19 protein-coding genes are annotated in these 18332 nt (G+C 32.7%); 7 read left to right on the top strand and 12 right to left on the bottom strand.

What is annotated here, in order from left to right:
• Positions 1–10 precede the first annotated feature (10 nt).
• Both ACM55F_RS16125 and ACM55F_RS18775 read right to left on the bottom strand, forming a co-directional pair.
• A complete protein-coding gene (locus ACM55F_RS16125) occupies positions 11–406 on the bottom strand; it encodes a DUF5675 family protein (protein ID WP_416854863.1) in 396 nt (131 codons plus the stop codon).
• Positions 406–1164 (bottom strand): hypothetical protein, encoded by a 759-nt coding sequence (locus tag ACM55F_RS18775; RefSeq protein ID WP_465245392.1) that lies wholly within the window; start codon positions 1162–1164, stop codon positions 406–408. The genes ACM55F_RS16125 and ACM55F_RS18775 overlap by 1 nt, the downstream gene beginning before the upstream one ends.
• A 266-nt stretch (positions 1165–1430) precedes the next feature.
• Here ACM55F_RS18775 and ACM55F_RS16115 point away from each other — a divergent pair, with 266 nt between their 5' ends.
• Both ACM55F_RS16115 and ACM55F_RS16110 read left to right on the top strand, forming a co-directional pair.
• Positions 1431–1634, top strand: coding sequence for a hypothetical protein (locus ACM55F_RS16115; RefSeq protein WP_416854862.1), 204 nt, complete (start codon positions 1431–1433; stop codon positions 1632–1634).
• A gap of 359 nt (positions 1635–1993) precedes the next feature.
• Positions 1994–3136: a serine hydrolase gene (locus ACM55F_RS16110; RefSeq protein ID WP_416854860.1), complete on the top strand. Its 1143-nt coding sequence runs from the start codon at positions 1994–1996 to the stop codon at positions 3134–3136.
• Here the strand turns inward: ACM55F_RS16110 and ACM55F_RS16105 are convergent.
• The 8 genes from ACM55F_RS16105 to ACM55F_RS16070 form a co-directional block, all read right to left on the bottom strand.
• On the bottom strand, positions 3133–4065 hold the full coding sequence (locus ACM55F_RS16105) for a transglutaminase (RefSeq protein ID WP_416854858.1): 933 nt from the start codon (positions 4063–4065) through the stop codon (positions 3133–3135). The genes ACM55F_RS16110 and ACM55F_RS16105 overlap by 4 nt on opposite strands.
• A gap of 21 nt (positions 4066–4086) precedes the next feature.
• Entirely contained in the window at positions 4087–4953 is an 867-nt protein-coding gene (locus ACM55F_RS16100) for a substrate-binding domain-containing protein (RefSeq protein ID WP_416854857.1), read from the bottom strand.
• On the bottom strand, positions 4953–5480 hold the full coding sequence (locus ACM55F_RS16095) for a GNAT family N-acetyltransferase (RefSeq protein WP_416854856.1): 528 nt from the start codon (positions 5478–5480) through the stop codon (positions 4953–4955). Before ACM55F_RS16095 ends, ACM55F_RS16100 begins: the two co-directional genes overlap by 1 nt.
• Before the next feature lie 113 nt (positions 5481–5593).
• The gene (locus ACM55F_RS16090; protein ID WP_416854855.1) at positions 5594–6718 is read right to left on the bottom strand and encodes an SDR family oxidoreductase; all 1125 of its coding nucleotides are present in this window, start codon (positions 6716–6718) and stop codon (positions 5594–5596) included.
• 94 nt (positions 6719–6812) lie between these two features.
• Entirely contained in the window at positions 6813–7205 is a 393-nt protein-coding gene (locus tag ACM55F_RS16085) for a VOC family protein (protein WP_416854853.1), read from the bottom strand.
• 53 nt (positions 7206–7258) lie between these two features.
• Positions 7259–8125 carry a nucleoside phosphorylase gene (locus ACM55F_RS16080; RefSeq protein WP_416854852.1) on the bottom strand — a complete coding sequence of 289 codons (867 nt, stop codon included), beginning with the start codon at positions 8123–8125 and terminating at the stop codon, positions 7259–7261.
• Positions 8126–8256: 131 nt separating this feature from the next.
• The gene (locus ACM55F_RS16075; protein WP_416854851.1) at positions 8257–8586 is read right to left on the bottom strand and encodes a translation initiation factor; all 330 of its coding nucleotides are present in this window, start codon (positions 8584–8586) and stop codon (positions 8257–8259) included.
• Between the two features lie 123 nt (positions 8587–8709).
• Positions 8710–9660, bottom strand: coding sequence for an isopenicillin N synthase family dioxygenase (locus ACM55F_RS16070; protein ID WP_416854850.1), 951 nt, complete (start codon positions 9658–9660; stop codon positions 8710–8712).
• 174 nt (positions 9661–9834) lie between these two features.
• On the opposite strand from ACM55F_RS16070, the gene ACM55F_RS16065 reads away from it, so the two are divergent.
• A complete protein-coding gene (locus ACM55F_RS16065; protein WP_416854849.1) occupies positions 9835–11811 on the top strand; it encodes an alpha-ketoacid dehydrogenase subunit alpha/beta in 1977 nt (658 codons plus the stop codon).
• Between the two features lie 214 nt (positions 11812–12025).
• On the opposite strand, the gene ACM55F_RS16060 is transcribed toward ACM55F_RS16065, so the two are convergent.
• Positions 12026–12919, bottom strand: coding sequence for a LysR family transcriptional regulator (locus ACM55F_RS16060; RefSeq protein ID WP_416854848.1), 894 nt, complete (start codon positions 12917–12919; stop codon positions 12026–12028).
• 96 nt (positions 12920–13015) lie between these two features.
• On the opposite strand from ACM55F_RS16060, the gene ACM55F_RS16055 reads away from it, so the two are divergent.
• Both ACM55F_RS16055 and ACM55F_RS16050 read left to right on the top strand, forming a co-directional pair.
• A complete protein-coding gene (locus ACM55F_RS16055; RefSeq protein WP_416854847.1) occupies positions 13016–13609 on the top strand; it encodes an NAD(P)H-dependent oxidoreductase in 594 nt (197 codons plus the stop codon).
• 2 nt (positions 13610–13611) lie between these two features.
• Entirely contained in the window at positions 13612–13902 is a 291-nt protein-coding gene (locus tag ACM55F_RS16050; protein WP_416854846.1) for a putative quinol monooxygenase, read from the top strand.
• Between the two features lie 288 nt (positions 13903–14190).
• Here the strand turns inward: ACM55F_RS16050 and ACM55F_RS16045 are convergent, their stop codons facing one another.
• Positions 14191–15735, bottom strand: coding sequence for a hypothetical protein (locus tag ACM55F_RS16045; protein ID WP_416854844.1), 1545 nt, complete (start codon positions 15733–15735; stop codon positions 14191–14193).
• 154 nt (positions 15736–15889) lie between these two features.
• Between ACM55F_RS16045 and ACM55F_RS16040 the strand changes: the two genes are divergently transcribed.
• Positions 15890–17065, top strand: a complete 1176-nt coding sequence (locus ACM55F_RS16040; protein WP_082014141.1) for a 2-isopropylmalate synthase — start codon at positions 15890–15892, stop codon at positions 17063–17065.
• Between the two features lie 47 nt (positions 17066–17112).
• Positions 17113–18228 carry a 3-isopropylmalate dehydrogenase gene (gene leuB / locus ACM55F_RS16035; RefSeq protein ID WP_416854843.1) on the top strand — a complete coding sequence of 372 codons (1116 nt, stop codon included), beginning with the start codon at positions 17113–17115 and terminating at the stop codon, positions 18226–18228.
• Positions 18229–18332 lie beyond the last annotated feature (104 nt).

The following is an 18332-nucleotide window of genomic DNA, read 5'->3' as shown; positions in this document are numbered from 1 at the left end:
ATTTATGAATTTAAGATTTAACAATCAATTGAACACTTTCATTATTACTTAAAGCTTTATAAACCAAGTCTTTTAATTTGGTAAAAGCTTTTCGAGACATCAGACCTAAACCTGGTCCTGAAAGTTTCGTTACTGGAGCAATACAACCATTCAATTCTTGCAAAGCATTATTGGCAGGATGAAATAGAATTAAACTTCTGTTTTTTACTTCCAAAACCTCCAAATGCCATTGAAATTTCTTGCTGTATCGCTTTTTTATAAAATATTTCCCTTCCGGAATGCAGGAAACTTTCGTTTCGTTATTCTTCCAAGGTAATTCAATGGTATTACAAATAAATTTACCCTCGCATTCGAGTTTACCATTCGTTCCATCGGGGAAATAAGTTCTAGTTATCGAGAGAACCATTATACACCGCTATCTACTTTCACAATTGATAATGGATTGTAAGAGCCATTTTTCAACGCATACATTTGACCATTTACCTCTTGATAAAACTCAACTCCCAGAGCCAAAAACAAAGGTTTAGTACTAGCAGGAGTAATAGGATTTGAATGATTGATAGCAACTGATGCATTGATATCCCAAGGTAAAATAGCCGTTTCCGAATTTGAAGCAACAAAAGTTTCAGCTTCAAAATCAATTTCTGCACCTGCAGAAATAACTTTATAATGAGTGGCTCCACTAGGTGCAGCAATCATATTCAAAGGAACAAATGAAGCTAAATCAACAATAATATCACCCGTTACACGGTTGATAGTTGCCACAAAAGGAGCAAACAAGGTAGTCCCTAGTTTTCCACCAATGTTGAATTCAAAACCTGCTAAAAGTTCGGCTTCGCCATCAATTACATTTCGCAATCCTCTAACACTAGTGGTATCAGCTTGGATAACTTTAACCATTTGCTGCGTCAAACGACTAACCATTCTGCTGTCCGCAGAATTCAAAAGCAAGGCTCTAAATGCTGTTCTCAAAATCTTTCCAGCTTTTCCCGCTCGACCAAATTCAGAACCATTTTCACGTGTTCTTCGAAACGCAGGATCGCTCGCAATTCTGCTCGCATCGATGCCACCTTTTTCACGTGCTAAATGACCATCTTTGGTTTTGTAAAAAGTAATATCTCCGATAGTACCTTTTAATTTAATTATGCCTTTCTGTCTTGCCATAATTTCTAAAATTTAGATTAATAATTATTCTAAATCATCTTTCCGTTGCAACATCTTCCGATTGATTTCGAAACAAATTTTAAGCTATTTCAGAACAATAAAAAGGGGAAGGTGTTCGAGATGTCCTAAAACGACACAAATGACTCAATAGAACATCAATAACCATTATTGGACATCTTGAAATAATGATTAAATTGCATCAGTTTTAAAAAGAGTAGCAAACTATCAGAAGTATAGCATAGCCTACTCAAAGCTATAGATAGAGTATGAAAATACAAATTAAGAGAATATGTATCTATCCAAAAGATATTGAGCGCATCACAGGCAAGAGTTACAGACAAAGCACTAGAATGTTGCAAGCCGTCAGAAAGAGCCTGAGTAAGCTTGAAAATGAGTTAGTAACCATTGAGGAGTTCTGCCAGTATGCAGGTTTGAAAATTGAACAAGTAGAGCCACTAATTTTTGGATAAAAAGAAGAAACAAAAAATAGAGAATGAATTTCCCTAGAGTACCCAACTAGTTTAATAACTAGTTCATTTTTTAGTATGAATTAATTGTACATACATTTGGTCAATACCTTATTAATCAGTAAATTTACATTATAAGATTTAGTGATATTTGTATCTGTTTAAAGGAGCAAAATCGAGACCCTTATGTTTTAGACTGATATAATTTATTATATATGAGCGCATTACGAGGAAAGTTCGAACCCCCTCATCGCCCACCAAAAAACTCCTCAATTATTTTGAGGAGTTTTTTTTTTTGACATATTTAGCATTCTCAAACACATTTATTTATTGCTAAATTGCATTAAATTAAAACATATACAATGAAAATATTAAGTAAGTTCTTTTTTTTATTTCTTTGTTTTCTATTAATTGGATGCTCGGGGGCGAAAAAAAATATTCTTCAAGAAACTTTAGTTTCTAAAAAAGAAAGTATAAAAAGAGTAATGGATAATCCAGAAGAATTTGAACTTCAGATTATCTATACTCAGATTATACGAAATCAAAATAATGAAGTGAAGTTTAAAGATTATGCATATAATCTAAATGCCAAAAATTATTTTTATCCTGCAAGTACTATAAAATTTCCCATTGCTGTTTTAGCTTTAGAAAAATTGAATACGATACAAAATACTTCAATAAATTCAGAATTTTTAATTGAAGGAAAATCAAATAAAATTAAATTTTCAGAGGAAATTTTGAAAATTTTCGCTGTTAGTGATAATGATGCCAGTAATAATTTATTAGAATTTATAGGTTTTGATTATTTAAACAAAAGTATGCATTCAAAAGGATTGAAACGTTTCAGAATATCACATCGACTGTCTACACCAGATTCAGGAAATCCAGTAACTAAGTCTTTAACATTATATAAAACAGATAATTCAATTTTGACTCTACCATCAATATTCAGTAAATACAACAAACCCTTAGGATTTAATAAAATAAAGAAAGGAATTGGATATATGGATGATGACAAGCTAGTGCAAATACCATTTGATTTTTCAAATAAGAATTATTATCCATTAGAAACGTTACACAATACTTTGAAAAGAATTGTTTTTCCTGAAGTTTTTAAAAAGCGGGAGCGTTTTAATTTGACAGAAAAGAATAGGGAATTTATTCTTTTTTCTATGCAAAATCTGCCTAAAAATGCGGGTTATGATCCGATTAAGTATTATGATGGTTATTGTAAGTTCTTTATGTTTGGTGATACTAAAGAGTCTATTCCTGAGCATATAAAAATATATAATAAAGTAGGGGATGCTTATGGAACTTTGATAGACTGCGCTTATATTGTCGATACAAAAAATCAAATTGAATTTATGATTTCGGCTACAATTTTAGTGAATAAAGATCAAGTTTTTAATGATAATATTTATGAGTATGACGAAGTTGGCCTTCCTTTTTTGGCAGAATTAGGCAGGCAACTTTATGATAAAAATTTAAAAAAGAAATCCAATTAATCGAATGTTAATGCACCTAATATTTCTTCAGATAGGAAAGGTCCACCGGGATATTTAGCTGTATAATCCAGATTCATCCAGATTTGACCACGCTCATCAACGTGATAATGTAGCTGTTTTTCATTGCTTTCATTTACAAACAGAATATTCTTAATTAGAAAGTTTACTTTTTCTAAATCATTTTGAGAACCAATTAGTATTTCTGGATAAATATGCCCTTTAGTATGAATTAATCGAGGTGTTCCGCCAATAGCTTTGATACTGGCTGCCATTAATATAGAATGGTCATCGCAGTCGCCAGAAAAATAAAGCAGTGATTCAGTAGCAGTAGCTATATAATCTCGTGCTTTTGGGTCGCTTACATAATTCCATCTGCTATTTATTTCCTTGAAAACGGCAAAGCATTGTATAATGGTTCTGTAATCAGAATACCCTTTTACGTCTTTGAAATGTTTTGAGGTTGCCATAATCGCAAAATTCCTGATTTTAGGATTTTGATATTCTATGGCATTGATAATTTTTGATTTATTGGGAAACGGAAGCAATTTCGCAATAATAATATCTTGTGGATATGGATTATCGGACATTGTGTACATAATTGAATTATAATCTTCAAAAACGCTGTTAAATCCATAGTTTCCAATAGTAGAACCGTAAACTAAAACAAATAAATATAGAATGATACAAAAGAGAATAATCGTTCTCAAGAATCGAAGGATAATTTGAATAACAACAATCATCAACAAAAATAAAACTACTCTGTCTATATTCAGAAACCAATTGGGATTGATTAAATTTTGATGTACAATAATAAAGAGTGGAATAGCAATTAATATGTTCAGGATAAAAATAATAACGTCATCCCAAGGTTTTTTGACCTGAAATTGCTGTTTAATACCCTGAAAATTAATTTCTTTTATTTTTATCATAGTAAAAATAAAAACAGTAATCTAGACTGTTTTTACAATATCCTCAAAAGTACCTTTTTTATCGATAATTTTAAGTTGAAAAAGTTGATTTTGAACTTTGTTTAACATTTCTGCTGATAATGGTTTTTGTGACCATTGCGTTAATGACAACCATTCTTGAATATCTTCAATTTTTTGATGATAATTTGAAGCCAAAGTTTTGTCAATACTCGGAATTTCTTTAAAATCTTCTGTAGTTTGATTAATGATTGCAAGAATTTTTGAAATAATGGTTGGATTGTTTTCCAAAACTTCTTCTCGAACTGCAATTACAAAACAAGGCCAAGGTGTTGGGCAATCAGCAATTCTTCGGAAAATACCTTTGTCAACTAGTGGTTTGGTCATAAAATGTTCCCACATAAAATAATCGGCAGTTCCATTTGTCAAAGCTTCAACTGCACCATCAATGGTATTTACAATTTCAAACTGGAGATTGTCTGTTTTCCATCCCGAATGAAGTCGGGATTGATTATCGGCATTTACATACGCCATTAATTGTGAACCGGAACCCAATCTGGAAATAGCCACTTTAGTGTTTTCTAAGTCTGCTAATGTCTTATAATTTGATTTTGCAGCCACGTGAATTCCCCAAATTAAAGGACTTTCTACATAAACCTGAACTATTTTACTCGGGTTTCCCGCAACGATATCTTTTACTATTCCTTCGGTTAGGATCACGGCGATATCCGTTTCACTATCACGAAGCATTTGGCACATTTTTCCGGTTCCTTCGGGAACGTCTGTCCATTGTAAATCGATATTTTCTTTTTCGAAATCTCCGTTTTCTATTGACAAATGCCAAGGAAGATTGAAATGTTCCGGAACTCCGGCTATTTTTATTGTTTTCATTATAGGTTGGGATTTTTTAATTCGTACCAATTCCAAGAAACGCCGTCCTCCATATATTGTTCGGTCATTTTCAGTCCAATTTTTTGCAATATTCTGTTTGAGGCGATATTATCCGTATGCGCTGCGGCTTCCATGACTTTTATTTTCATTACATTAAAACCATAATCCAGCCAAGCAAAACTGGCTTCACTGGCATATCCTTTGCCCCAGAATTTTTCACTTAACCGATAGCCAATATCGTAGAAATGAATTTTGTTATTTACCATTTCGGTGTTGTATTTTAATCCGGCCCAACCAATTAATTCATTGGTTTCTTTCAAAACAACCACAAATCGTCCAATATTATTTTGGATGTATTGTTGTCTGACAAATTCTATATAGGAATGTACTTCACTAATATCCGTTAATGGTTTATTCCAAAGATATTGATGTACATTAGGATTGCTGTCCATTTTAAATAAAGCTTCGGCATCTGAAAGTTTCATTTCCCTTAAAATCAATCTGTTGGTTTCTAAAATAAGATTCATGTTTTGCTAAAAATTTGATGGTTCCAGATTTAGCCCTGATGGCAACGTAAATCCTATTGCGCCGGGGTTCGGCGTAATAGATTGCAGTGTACAGCAGGAATTAGCTCCTAAAACTACACATTAATATCTTTAAAATTATTCAATCTCGCATACCGAATCATTTTGGTGAACGCCTCCTGATCCAGTTTTGGAATTTCCAGAATGGAGTTCAGCAAAGTGGTATCATATTCATTGGCTGCCGTAGTGAAATAAGGGTTTAAATGTTTTCCAATACTTTCATAATACAATTTTTCGATAGTATTTTTGTATTTAAAGTCTAACGTATTTTGTATCAAAGTGAAATTGGTATAGCCAACTTCCTTCATAATTAACTGTAATCCATTTACCATATTGAAACTTTTATAGTGTACAATATTAAGCTGTTCAACATCTCCTCTTTCGAATGTATTTACAATAACTTTTGCCACATAATCGACAGGAATAATGTTCAAAACGGTATCTTCATTGACGATAAAACGCACATTTTCTTGATCTCCTTTTCGTTGGGAAGTGAAGTGAAAGAATTTAGCCAAAAGATAAAAAACCATATATTTCGAAATAAAATACTGGTTTTCTGTCCCTAACATTTTACCTCCAATCACGCTTGGACGCAGAATTTGAAAAGGTAAACTTATTTTTTTACATTCTTGGGCTATAAAATTTTCTGAGTGGAATTTGGCATTTTCATACGCATTGCGATGCTCTGGTTTGAACCCTAAACTATGAAAATCATTGTCAATCAATCCTTTTCGATTTCCAGATGAAAAAGCAGTTCCAATGTAAATAAACTTTTTTATAAAGGGATGAAATAGATTGAAAAGGGATTTTGTAATTTTAGTATTTTCGTCAAAAATCTTTTCGCGTTGCTCTTCATCGGTAGATAAATTTACGAATCCTGCTGAATGAATGAAGTAAGCATCTTTTATTTGACTTGAAAAAGTGTCCTGAATTACAGCCAAATCGGTATCAATGATTTCAATGTATTCGTGCAGTTTTGCAATGCCTTTGTCTTTTATGATTTTAGGCGTATAACTACTGGATAAAAGTTCGTTTATTCTATCTAAAGCGGAGTTTTTGCCTTTATTTCGTGCAATAATAAAGAGTTTTCCGTCAATTTTATTGTTGATAAAAAGTTCCAGAATTTCATACATAATATGAGAACCTAAAACTCCTGTAGCACCTGTAAGTATTATTTTCATTATTGGTATTGTTGTAAAAGCAAAGGTAGTTTAAATACTAAATATTTCAGGTTTAAAGTCGCATCGAGTTTTTGAAATAGTCAATCAATAATTATCAACCTTTTGCTTTCAAATCAGAAATAATAATTCGGAATCCGTCAGGATCAAGAAACATTTTTCCTCCCGAAACCTCGGGATTATTCCAATATGGATTTTTTGAAGTTATGATTGAAATGCTGTTTTCTAAAATATTATTTATTAGGTTGTTATATTCTAAAATAGTTTCAGGATAGAATATTAAAATATCATCTTCATCAAAAGTATGATCGGCTTTTGCATCAGATTGTGTAAATTCAAAATGCCAATCTAGTTTTGGTTTTCCAATAAAAATACCATCATAATTGTTATGGTTTTGAAAACCTCCAAGACGTTTAAAACCAAGAATGTTAACATAAAAATCTTCTATTTTTTCTAAATCGTCGGTGTGTCTGGCAATTCGTAAGTTCATGTTTTTATAAATCTGAGATCAAAAATCGTTAATCAACATTCTTAAATCAAAAGCTATTTACTCAATTTCTCCAAAGTATATGCGATCAATTCATCTACCGCTTTATAAGGATCGTCACTAAAAGTTCCTGAAGCACGATTGGCAATTATAGCGTTCAATGACAATGCATTATGTCCTAAAAGAGCCGAAAGGCCATATATAGCAGCGGTTTCCATCTCTAAGTTTGTAATTTGGTTGTCACCAAATTTAAAATTATCCATTTTAGAATTCAATGCTTCGTCTTGAATGTTCAAACGCAACACACGCCCTTGTGGTCCGTAAAAACCTCCGGCAGTTGCTGTAATTCCTTTATGCATTTTGTCGCTTTCAATCATTTTTTCCAGTGATGAAGAACATGAAATCACATACGGTTTTCCTTTTCTTAAATCCCAATTGGTGTGTTTTACAAATGCATCTTCCATTTCCAGATTTGAAACTTCGTCAATCAAATAGGAGCGGAGCATGTTGTCCAAACCTAATCCAAATTTTGACATCACAAAACTGTCCACAGGAATACCTGCTTGCAAAGAACCCGAAGTTCCAATTCGGATGATGTTTAAAGAAGTCAGATTTTCTTTTGGTTGACGGGTTTTCAAATCAATATTGACCAAAGCATCCAGTTCATTAATGACGATATCAATATTGTCAGGACCAATACCTGTTGACATCACGGTAATTCGTTTCCCTTTGAAAATCCCGGTTTGAGTTTTGAATTCTCTTTTTTGAGTCGAAAATTCGATGCTGTCAAAATACTGAGTGATTTTTTCGACACGATTTTGGTCACCTACAAAGATGATATCATGCGCAATATGTTCCGGTTTTAAATTCAAATGGTATACGCTTCCGTCTGGATTTAATATTAATTCTGATGATTGAATCATTGTTAAATTATTTCTCCTCACCCCAACCCTCTCCAAAGGAGAGGGAGCCAGTGCCGGATATTGATTATTTTTTTGTTTAAAGCTTAAGGTTTCAAGTTGCACAACTGAACACTAAAAACTTAATACTTTTTCTAACCTCCAACACGTTTTACTTTAAATCCTTTTTCTTTTAAAATAGTCATGATTTTATCCCGATAATCACCTTGTATAATGATTGAATCATCTTTGAAAGTTCCACCAACGCTCAATTTGGTTTTGATCTCTTTGGCTAATATTTTAAAATCTTCGTCAGTACCTTCGTAACCCTCAATTATGGTGGTCGCTTTTCCTTTTCGTTTTTCGAATTTGCAAATCATAGGTTCTTTTTGAACGTATAATTCGTGAGCAACTTGTTCAATTGCTTCTTCAGGCGATGGTTCGTGATCTGGAAAAAGATTTTTTAATTGGTCTTGTAAGTCCATAATGTAAATTTTTTGAACGCGGATAACACGGATTTTACGGATTATCGCAGATTTTAAATGGTAAAAAACAAAAGACATTAAGCATACACTCAATGTCTTTTAGCATTTGACGTAAATTTAAGTTTATTTTTTGATAAGCCCTAAATCTACTAAACGTTCGTATAAATAGGCTCCCGCAGTAATATCTTCGAATTTTTTTGGATGTTCTGCATCAATGCAGTTTTCCAAACAATCCAATTTCATATCACTCACTGGGTGCATAAAAAATGGAATAGAATAACGTGAAGTTCCCCATAATTCTCTTTGTGGGTTTACCACTTGATGAATGGTAGATTTTAATTTGTTATTGGTATGACGCGATAACATATCACCCACATTGATAACTAATTCATCAGGTTCAGCAATGGCATCAATCCATTCTCCATCGTGATTTTGTACTTGCAATCCTTTTCCTTGCGCACCCATCAATAAAGTAATCAAATTGATATCACCATGAGCAGCAGCACGAATAGCGTTTGCCGGCTCTGAAGTTATAGGAGGGTAATGAATAGGTCTTAAAATTGAATTTCCGTCTTTGGCATACTTGTCAAAATAAAATTCATCTAAACCAAGGTGTAAAGCCAAAGCTCTCAAAACATAAACTCCTGTTTTTTCTAACATTTGGTAGGCCTCTTTACCTACAACGTTAAAACGGGGAAGTTCTTTAACTTCTACGTTTTCTGGATACTCTGAAGCGTATTTTGAATCTTCAGACACATATTGTCCAAAGTGCCAAAATTCCTTCAAATCCCCTTCTTTTCTGCCTTTGGCATGCTCTGTTCCAAAAGAAACATAACCTCTTTGTCCTCCAATTCCAGGAATTTCATAACTACGTTTTGTTTCTAATGGCAAAGCGAAAAAATTTCTGATTTCACCATACAATTCATCAACCAGCTGGTCGTCTAAAAAATGCCCTTTGAGTGCTACGAAGCCAATATCTTCAAATGCACTTCCGATTTCATTTACAAATTTTTGTTTACGTTTCGGGTCATCCGAAAGGAAATCACGCAAGTCAACACTAGGAATGTTTTGCATACTTTTAAAATATTTTTTTATATCTTACAACGTCCAAAAACCTTGCAGATACAAATGTAAAGAATATTTCTCTATCTGGATTTTAAAATTCACAAACAAATTAAAAAAATATAACAAAAAAACACCTAACTGTTATATTTTTTTATCTTTGAGCCATACAATAAAACTGAAAAAATGACCTTCGACAGAAAAAATCTTACAGACAATCAATTATTAGATTTATATAAAAGAATACTGAAACCAAGACTAATTGAAGAGAAAATGTTGATTCTGATTCGTCAGGGAAAAGTATCTAAATGGTTTTCTGGAATTGGTCAAGAGGCTATTTCTGTTGGAGTTACAGCTGCTTTAGATTCAGATGAGTACATTTTGCCAATGCATAGAAATCTTGGTGTTTTCACCGGAAGAAATATTCCATTGTACCGATTGTTTTCGCAATGGCAAGGCAAAGCCAATGGTTTTACCAAAGGTCGTGATCGTAGTTTTCATTTTGGAACACAACAATACAAGATTATAGGAATGATTTCGCATTTAGGACCTCAATTGGGTGTGGCTGACGGAATCGCTTTGGCTAATAAACTCAAGAAAAACGGAAAAGTAACCGCTGTTTTTACTGGTGAAGGTGCAACAAGCGAAGGCGATTTCCACGAAGCGTTGAATATTGCTTCTGTTTGGGAATTACCGGTTTTATTTGTGATAGAGAATAACGGTTATGGACTTTCAACTCCAACAAATGAACAATACCGTTGCGAAAACCTAGCCGATAAAGGAAAAGGTTACGGAATGGAAAGTCATATTGTTGATGGAAATAATATTCTGGAAGTTTTTAATTTGTTATCTGAATTGAAAGTTTCGATGAAAGAAAATCCACGTCCTGTTTTATTGGAATTCAAAACCTTCAGAATGCGTGGGCATGAAGAGGCGAGTGGTACTAAATATGTTCCACAGGAGTTAATGGATCTATGGGCAATAAAAGATCCCGTTGAAAATTATAGAAAATACTTAACCGAAAACGGAGTTCTTACCGCCGATTTTGATGCTGCTTTACATGCTGAAATAAAGAAGGATATTGATGAAAGTTTGGCTATTGCCAATTCAGAACCTGAGATTGAATCGTCATTAAGTGAAGAACTAAATGATGTTTATAAACCATATGTATTTGAGCAAGTTAATCCATCAGAAGAAAAAGAAAATATTCGTTTTATAGATGCGATTTCTGCCAGTTTGAGACAATCAATGAAACGCCATGAAAACTCAGTAATCATGGGTCAGGATATTGCTGAATATGGAGGAGCTTTCAAAATCACTGATGGTTTTGTAACGCAATTTGGCAAAGAACGAGTCATCAATACGCCAATTTGTGAAAGTGCAGTGGTTTCGGCAGGAATGGGATTGTCAATTAATGGATATAAAGCGATTGTGGAAATGCAGTTTGCCGATTTTGTTTCGACAGGTTTTAATCCAATTGTGAATTTATTAGCCAAATCACATTACCGTTGGTTAGAAAAAGCCGATGTTGTAGTCCGGATGCCTTGCGGTGGAGGAACACAAGCAGGACCTTTTCATTCGCAAACCAATGAAGCATGGTTTACCAAAACACCAGGTTTAAAAGTAGTTTATCCGGCATTTCCCTATGATGCCAAAGGACTTTTGAATACTTCCATAAACGACCCGAATCCGGTATTATTCTTTGAGCACAAACAATTGTACAGAAGCGTTTATCAAGATGTACCAAAAGAGTATTATACCATTCCATTGGGAAAAGCCGCTTTGTTGAAAGAAGGAAATCAGGTTACGATAATCTCGTTTGGAGCAGCGGTACATTGGGCTTTGGATACTTTAGCAAAAAATCCTGAAATTTCGGCAGATTTATTGGATTTAAGAACCTTACAACCTTTGGATACAGAAGCAATTTTTGCTTCAGTAAAGAAAACGGGAAGAGTGATTATTTATCAGGAAGACAGTATGTTTGGTGGAATTGCCAGCGATATTTCGGCAATGATAATGGAAAATTGTTTCAAATACCTTGATGCGCCGGTAAAACGGGTGGCAAGTTTAGACACACCAATTCCGTTTACAAAAGCATTGGAAGATCAATATTTGCCGAAAGGCAGATTCGAAAATGATTTGAAACAACTTTTGGTATATTAAGCTTTAAACTTATTGTTAGGTTATTTTTAGCGTTTTGATTCTAAAAATAACCTAATAGCCAATAGAGTATTATAAAAATAATAATTGTGCCAAAACAGCCACCACCTAATTTTTTGGCGCCGTAACCTGCTAATATTGTTTTAAAAAATCCATTCATAGTTTTAAATTTTTAAGTATTCTTTAAAAGTAATAAATATTTTCAGAACGCAGTGTTTTAGTTTAATTCCAGAAATATTTTCTTAATCAAAGCTATTTCTTCCTGATACATTGTTTTTTTTCTGGTTGCAAAATAGAGCGTATTCTTTAGTGGCGTTTTCCCTTCCCAAATCATTTTAATTGAACCATTGTCAATTTCTTTTTTGCAAAGAAAATCAGGAACAACAGCCAATCCCTTGCCACTGCTCAAACAACGCACGATAGAATTTAGATTTGGAACAATATAATTAGGTCTAAAATCAGGATGTTTATTAAAATTTAATTGCCAAAAACGACGTAAATGCTCCATATCCCCAGTAGTTCCGTACCATTTTTGTTGCTTTAGCCAAAGTTCGATTTCTTCTATACTTTCCTTTTTTTCTATCAAATTGAATTCCGAATCGTCAATTTCACTTCCGCCAACAAGTACAATAGTTTCTGATGAAAATGCCTGATATTCAATTGTGTTTTTAACCACCATTTGTGGAGTGATGATTAAATCAAGAATCCCTTTTTCTAAACTTTCGACCATTTCCGGATATTCGCCAAACTGAATGATAACATTAAATGGTAAGGTTGAAATATACTGTTCCAGTGTAATTTGGAAAGTTTCAAAACACATTCCTACGCTTATGGTTGGTGTGTTTTTTTCGGTGCTTCTTTGAAAATTTTTTTCGGCTTCTTCTAATTTAGCCAATGCCTCTATGATGAAGTTGTAGAGTACTTTTCCTTTTTCGGTGGGAACCATTTTTCGACCTGTTCGGTCAAATAATTTATAGCCCACATAATTTTCCAAGGAACTCAAATGCAGACTCACACCAGGTTGTGAAATAAATAATACTTCCGCAGCACTAGTTAGTGTTCCTGTTTTGTAAACCGCTTTAAACGTTCGATACCATTCTAAATTCAACATAACTATTATAATTATGATACAAAGGTATGAATTAAGTTATTTTAATAATAGACTTTGTCGTTCTAACTTTGCAGCATCAAATTAAAAACATAAATCATGACAAAAATATTTATAATCAATGGCGGACAAAAGTTTGGTCATTCAGGAGGAAGATTTAATGAAACCATTTCGAATGAAACCTTAAATTTTTTCAAAAACAATAGCGATTTTGAAGTAAAAACAACGAATATCAATGAGGAGTACAATCCAGTTTCTGAAGTTGAAAAATTTGTTTGGGCAGATGTAATCATTTACCACACGCCAATATGGTGGTTTCAGTTGCCTCACGGATTTAAAAAATACATTGATGTCGTTTTCACCGAAGGGCATTCAAAAGGAATTTATAAAAGTGACGGGCGTTCCGCGGAAAATCCAACGATTAATTATGGAACTGGTGGAATGCTTCATGGCAAAAAATATATGTTAACGACATCTTGGAATGCACCAAAAGAAGCTTTTACTTTGCCGGGAGAATTTTTTAATCAACATAGCGTTGATGAAGGACCGTTATTTGGTTTTCACCGAATGAACGCTTTTATAGGCATGAAACCGTTACAAAGTATTCATTTTCATGATATTGAAAAAAATGCTGATGTAGACAACGATATTAAATTGTATCATAACCATTTAACACAATTATTTTTAAATTAATTATGCCAATAAATCTAACAGTAATCATAAAAAGTAAACCGGAAAGTATAGAGACATTGAAATCTCTTTTACTCGATTTGGTTCAAAATTCCACAAAAGAAGCGGCTTGTCTTCAATATGATTTGCATCAAAGTTATGATGAACCCAACACCTTTATTTTTCATGAAATTTGGGAAAATCAAAACGGATTGGATAACCATAATCAACAGTCTTATATTCAGTCGTTTTTCGAAAATTCGAAACCATTGTTGCAAGAAGCTCCAATTCTTTATAAAACAGATAAATTAGCGTAATAATTTGGGTAGTATTGTTCGGTATTTTAATTTTGAAAAAAAAATAATTATATAAAGTTACAATGAAGCCTTTAAGAGAAAAATTGCTAATAAAAGACGTGACATCAATAAAGTGTAATTTGATAAAGAATGGTTTTACAAGTTGAACGACATGTTTTTTTATTTAAAGGAAGATTTGTCGGAAGTTGAGTTTGTTTATCTGCCTATGATTATTGATGGCGAAAAAGAATTGTATTAAATAGCAACAAGAAAGGAGGCTTTAAAACCTCCTTTCTTGTTGCTAAAACCTTATCGATTACTCAATTTCGCTTTTTCCTTAATGATATCGCTGATTTTTCGGTTTTCAATTTTACTTTCTAGCCAAGAGATGATATCAAGATAAAGAAAGGCTCTTTTTTCGTACTTGTTTTTTTCCAATTCGATAAATCGCTCTCTCATTTTTACAAATTCTTTTTTGATATCACCAGGGTAAATAGAATTTAAGTTTTTCATGAATTTGATAATTTCCTTTTGGACTTCATGCAAATCATTCATTTTCAACAAAAATTTATAGGTGTTTTTCAATTGGTTTTCCAAATAATAATCCTTACCCAATTCATAATGAGCTATCAGGCAAAGTATTCGAGAAAAACACATTAAATCTTCCCGCATCGTAAGATTTTTGTTGTTTATGATTTTCTCCAAATAAAAGATGGATTCATTATACTTTTCGTTACCAAAATAAATAGAAGCTATTTTATAGTAAAACAACATTTCGTGATGTTCATCAAGATGTTCACTGTGTATTTTTAATTTATCTAAAACTTCAGGAATTAAGTATTCGCTTTCAGCAAAAGTACCTTCTAGAATATGATAATTTAATTTGTTATTGTACAAATACAGGAATGACAAAGAAGCTATATTATCGTTTACGGGAAAGCGTGGATCTTTGATGGTTTCTTCCAGAAGTAATAAATATTTCTTGAATTTTGTTTTGTATTTGAGCATATATAAAGATTCCAGTAAATAATGATTTCCTTTTAAGAAAAATACAGGATTTAGGTAAATCATATTGGGGTTGTCATAAAAAAGAGTGACCCATTTGTAGGCATATTTATAGCTGGCTAAAAAGTCTTGCACTAAGAAACTATGCCAAAGATTGGCATTATAAAACCAGTATTTTTCGCGAAATCCAAATTTTTTCTCGTCAAATTTAGAAATGTGCTTGTTGAAATAGTCGTCTATATACTTGTACTCCTCGTCACTTTTTACATAACCGGTTTTTAGCATTATACCGTATAACTGCAAAGATAAATTAGATAATTTGCTGGAAATAGTATTGCGATAATTTAACTCCTTCGCTTGAATAACTAACTCATCAGCACGCCCTTGAATACTTCGCGTAATGTATTGGGATTCAATTAATTTTTCGAATTCTACAATCTCATACGCCATGAGTTTTTCGTCATTTTCTAATGCCAGAATCTTTGTTTTATCTAATATTTTTAAGCTTTGTTTGTACAAACCTTTATTGTACAATATAGCGGCAAAATCAATTTGTTCCCTTAGCTGATAGCGAATGTTTTGACTCGGAATATTCAATCTAATACTCACTAAAATCTGTTTGTATAAATAGGACTTCAGGTTGGATAATTGTACTTTTTTAATAATACCGCTTTTCAAAATAAGTTTCTCATCATAGACTTCTGATTTGTCTAAAATATTGAATAATTCAATGAATTTTGTATTGGAACTCGTCTCGAGTCGGCTGGCAAAAATCTTAAATTGTCTTTTTTCAGACTTAGAAAGGGATTTTATTAATACAAATAAGAAATCTTTTTGATGGTTAGCCATTGTAAAATATTGTAGCTTAATAGCTTGTTAATCAATATGTTATAAAGTTTTAATTATCTTTATAAGCAGTATATTTCGTTAAAATGAGTTTTATATTAAAGTAATGAAATATAAATTTGTTATCGAGATGTGAAATTACATTAAATAAATGAAAATGAATAGAGAGAAAGTTCAAATTTTTGATACCACTTTACGAGATGGAGAACAGGTCCCAGGATGTAAATTAGATACCAATCAAAAACTCGTTATAGCAAATCGCTTAGACGAAATGGGTGTTGACATTATAGAAGCTGGTTTTCCTGTTTCTAGTCCAGGTGATTTTTTATCTGTTTCTGAAATTAGTAAGATTGTAAAAAATGCAACTGTTTGTGGTTTAACCAGAGCAGTAAAAAATGATATAGATGTTGCTGCAGCTGCTTTAAAACATGCTAAAAAACCACGTATTCATACTGGAATCGGAACTTCAAATTCACATATAATACATAAATTAAATACTACTAGAGAAGATATTATTGCTAGAGCAAAATTTGCAGTTTCACATGCTAAATCGTATGTTGAAGATGTAGAGTTTTATGCAGAAGATGCTGGTAGAACTGATAATGATTTCTTGGCAAGAGTTTGTGAAGAAGTAATAAAATCAGGAGCTACAGTACTTAATATCCCAGATACTACCGGATATTGCTTACCGGAAGAATATGGTGCAAAAATAAAATACCTAAAAGAAAATGTAAAAGGTATTGAAAATGTTATTCTTTCTTGTCATTGTCATAATGATTTAGGAATGGCTACCGCTAATTCTATTGCTGGAGCTGTAAACGGAGCAAGACAAATAGAATGTACCATAAATGGAATAGGGGAAAGAGCTGGAAACACTGCACTTGAAGAAGTAGTAATGATTTTTAAGCAACATCCTTATTTGAATCTATATACTGATATCAATACGAAACAGTTGAACGAAATGAGTCGCTTGGTTTCTGAAAGTATGGGAATGATGGTGCAACCAAATAAAGCGATTGTTGGTGCTAATGCTTTTGCACACAGTTCAGGAATTCATCAGGACGGTGTGATTAAAAACAGAGCAACTTATGAAATCATGGATCCTTTGGATGTAGGGGTTAATGAGTCTTCAATAGTTCTTACCGCCAGAAGTGGTAGAGCAGCATTGGCATACAGAGCAAAAAAAGTAGGATATGAACTTACTAAAGTACAATTGGATGTAGTTTATATTGAGTTCTTAAAATTTGCTGACATCAAAAAAGAAGTTTTAGATGATGATATTCATCAAATTATTGAAGCTTGTAAAATACAAAGCGATTTGATAAGAAGCTAATAAAAACACTATTTACATAATAGTATAAGTATATAAAAAACTAAACCATGAATTTAAAAATAGCAGTACTGTCAGGAGATGGAATAGGACCAGAGGTGATCTTACAAGCAAAGAAAACTTTGTACGCTATAGGTGTGGTTTATGATCATGAATTTGTTTTTGAAGATGCACTTATGGGTGCTGTTGCCATAGATAAAACCGGAAAACCTCTTCCGGAACAAACCCTTAATCTTTGCCTTAATACAGATGCAGTTTTGTTTGGCGCTATTGGTGATCCAAAATACGACAACAATCCTAGTGCTAAAGTTCGTCCGGAGCAAGGATTATTAAAATTGAGAAAAGAATTAGGTCTTTTTGCAAATATCCGACCTATAAAACCATATAAGTCCTTGTTAGATTCTTCTCCTTTAAAGAGACATATAATCGAAGGGGCAGATTTTACTATTTTCAGAGAACTTACCGGAGGTGTTTATTTTGGTGAAAAAAAATTGAACGATGCTGGTACAATCGCTTCTGATTTATGCGAATATTCAGAAGAAGAAATCACCAGAATTACTCATTTGGCTTTTAAAGCGGCACAAAACAGACGTAAAAAAGTAACTATGGTGGATAAAGCTAATGTGCTTGAAACTTCTCGATTATGGAGAAAAGTCGTCAAAAAAGTGAGTGAAAATTATCCTGATGTACTATTGGATTTTCTTTTTGTTGATAATGCTGCGATGCAAATTATCCTAAATCCAAAACAATTTGATGTCATTTTGACTGAAAATTTATTCGGAGATATATTATCTGATGAAGCCAGCGTCATTACAGGTTCTATAGGACTATTGGCTTCCGCATCATTAGGAAATAAAAATGCGCTTTTTGAACCCATTCATGGTTCTTATCCGCAAGCAAAAGGAAAAAATATAGCAAATCCAATTGCTTCCATTTTATCAGCAGCAATGCTTTTAGAACATTTTGGACTTCATAAAGAAGCTAAAAAAGTGTACGAAGCAGTAGAAAAAGCGATTGAATATAATGTGGTGACAATAGATTTGAAAGCAGATTCAAAATTTGGTACCAATGAAGTTGGAGACTTTATTTCGAATGTCATTTTAAGTAAAGACGATTTATATTTTAAAAGTGACAATGTCCAAATAGGACAATCGACTATTGTTTAACAAAACAATGATCAAAATGCATTTAATAATTGAAAAGTGCTTATAATTTTAAGGTTCTGTTTTTTTGTTCTATTTGTTTTTCATACTTTTGATGAAAATAAAAA

This window comes from Flavobacterium melibiosi (assembly GCF_048158545.1).
GTDB classification, from domain to species: Bacteria; Bacteroidota; Bacteroidia; order Flavobacteriales; family Flavobacteriaceae; genus Flavobacterium; species Flavobacterium melibiosi.
Note: the sequence above shows the minus strand (reverse complement) of the source record. Positions and strands in the feature narration are given on the sequence as shown.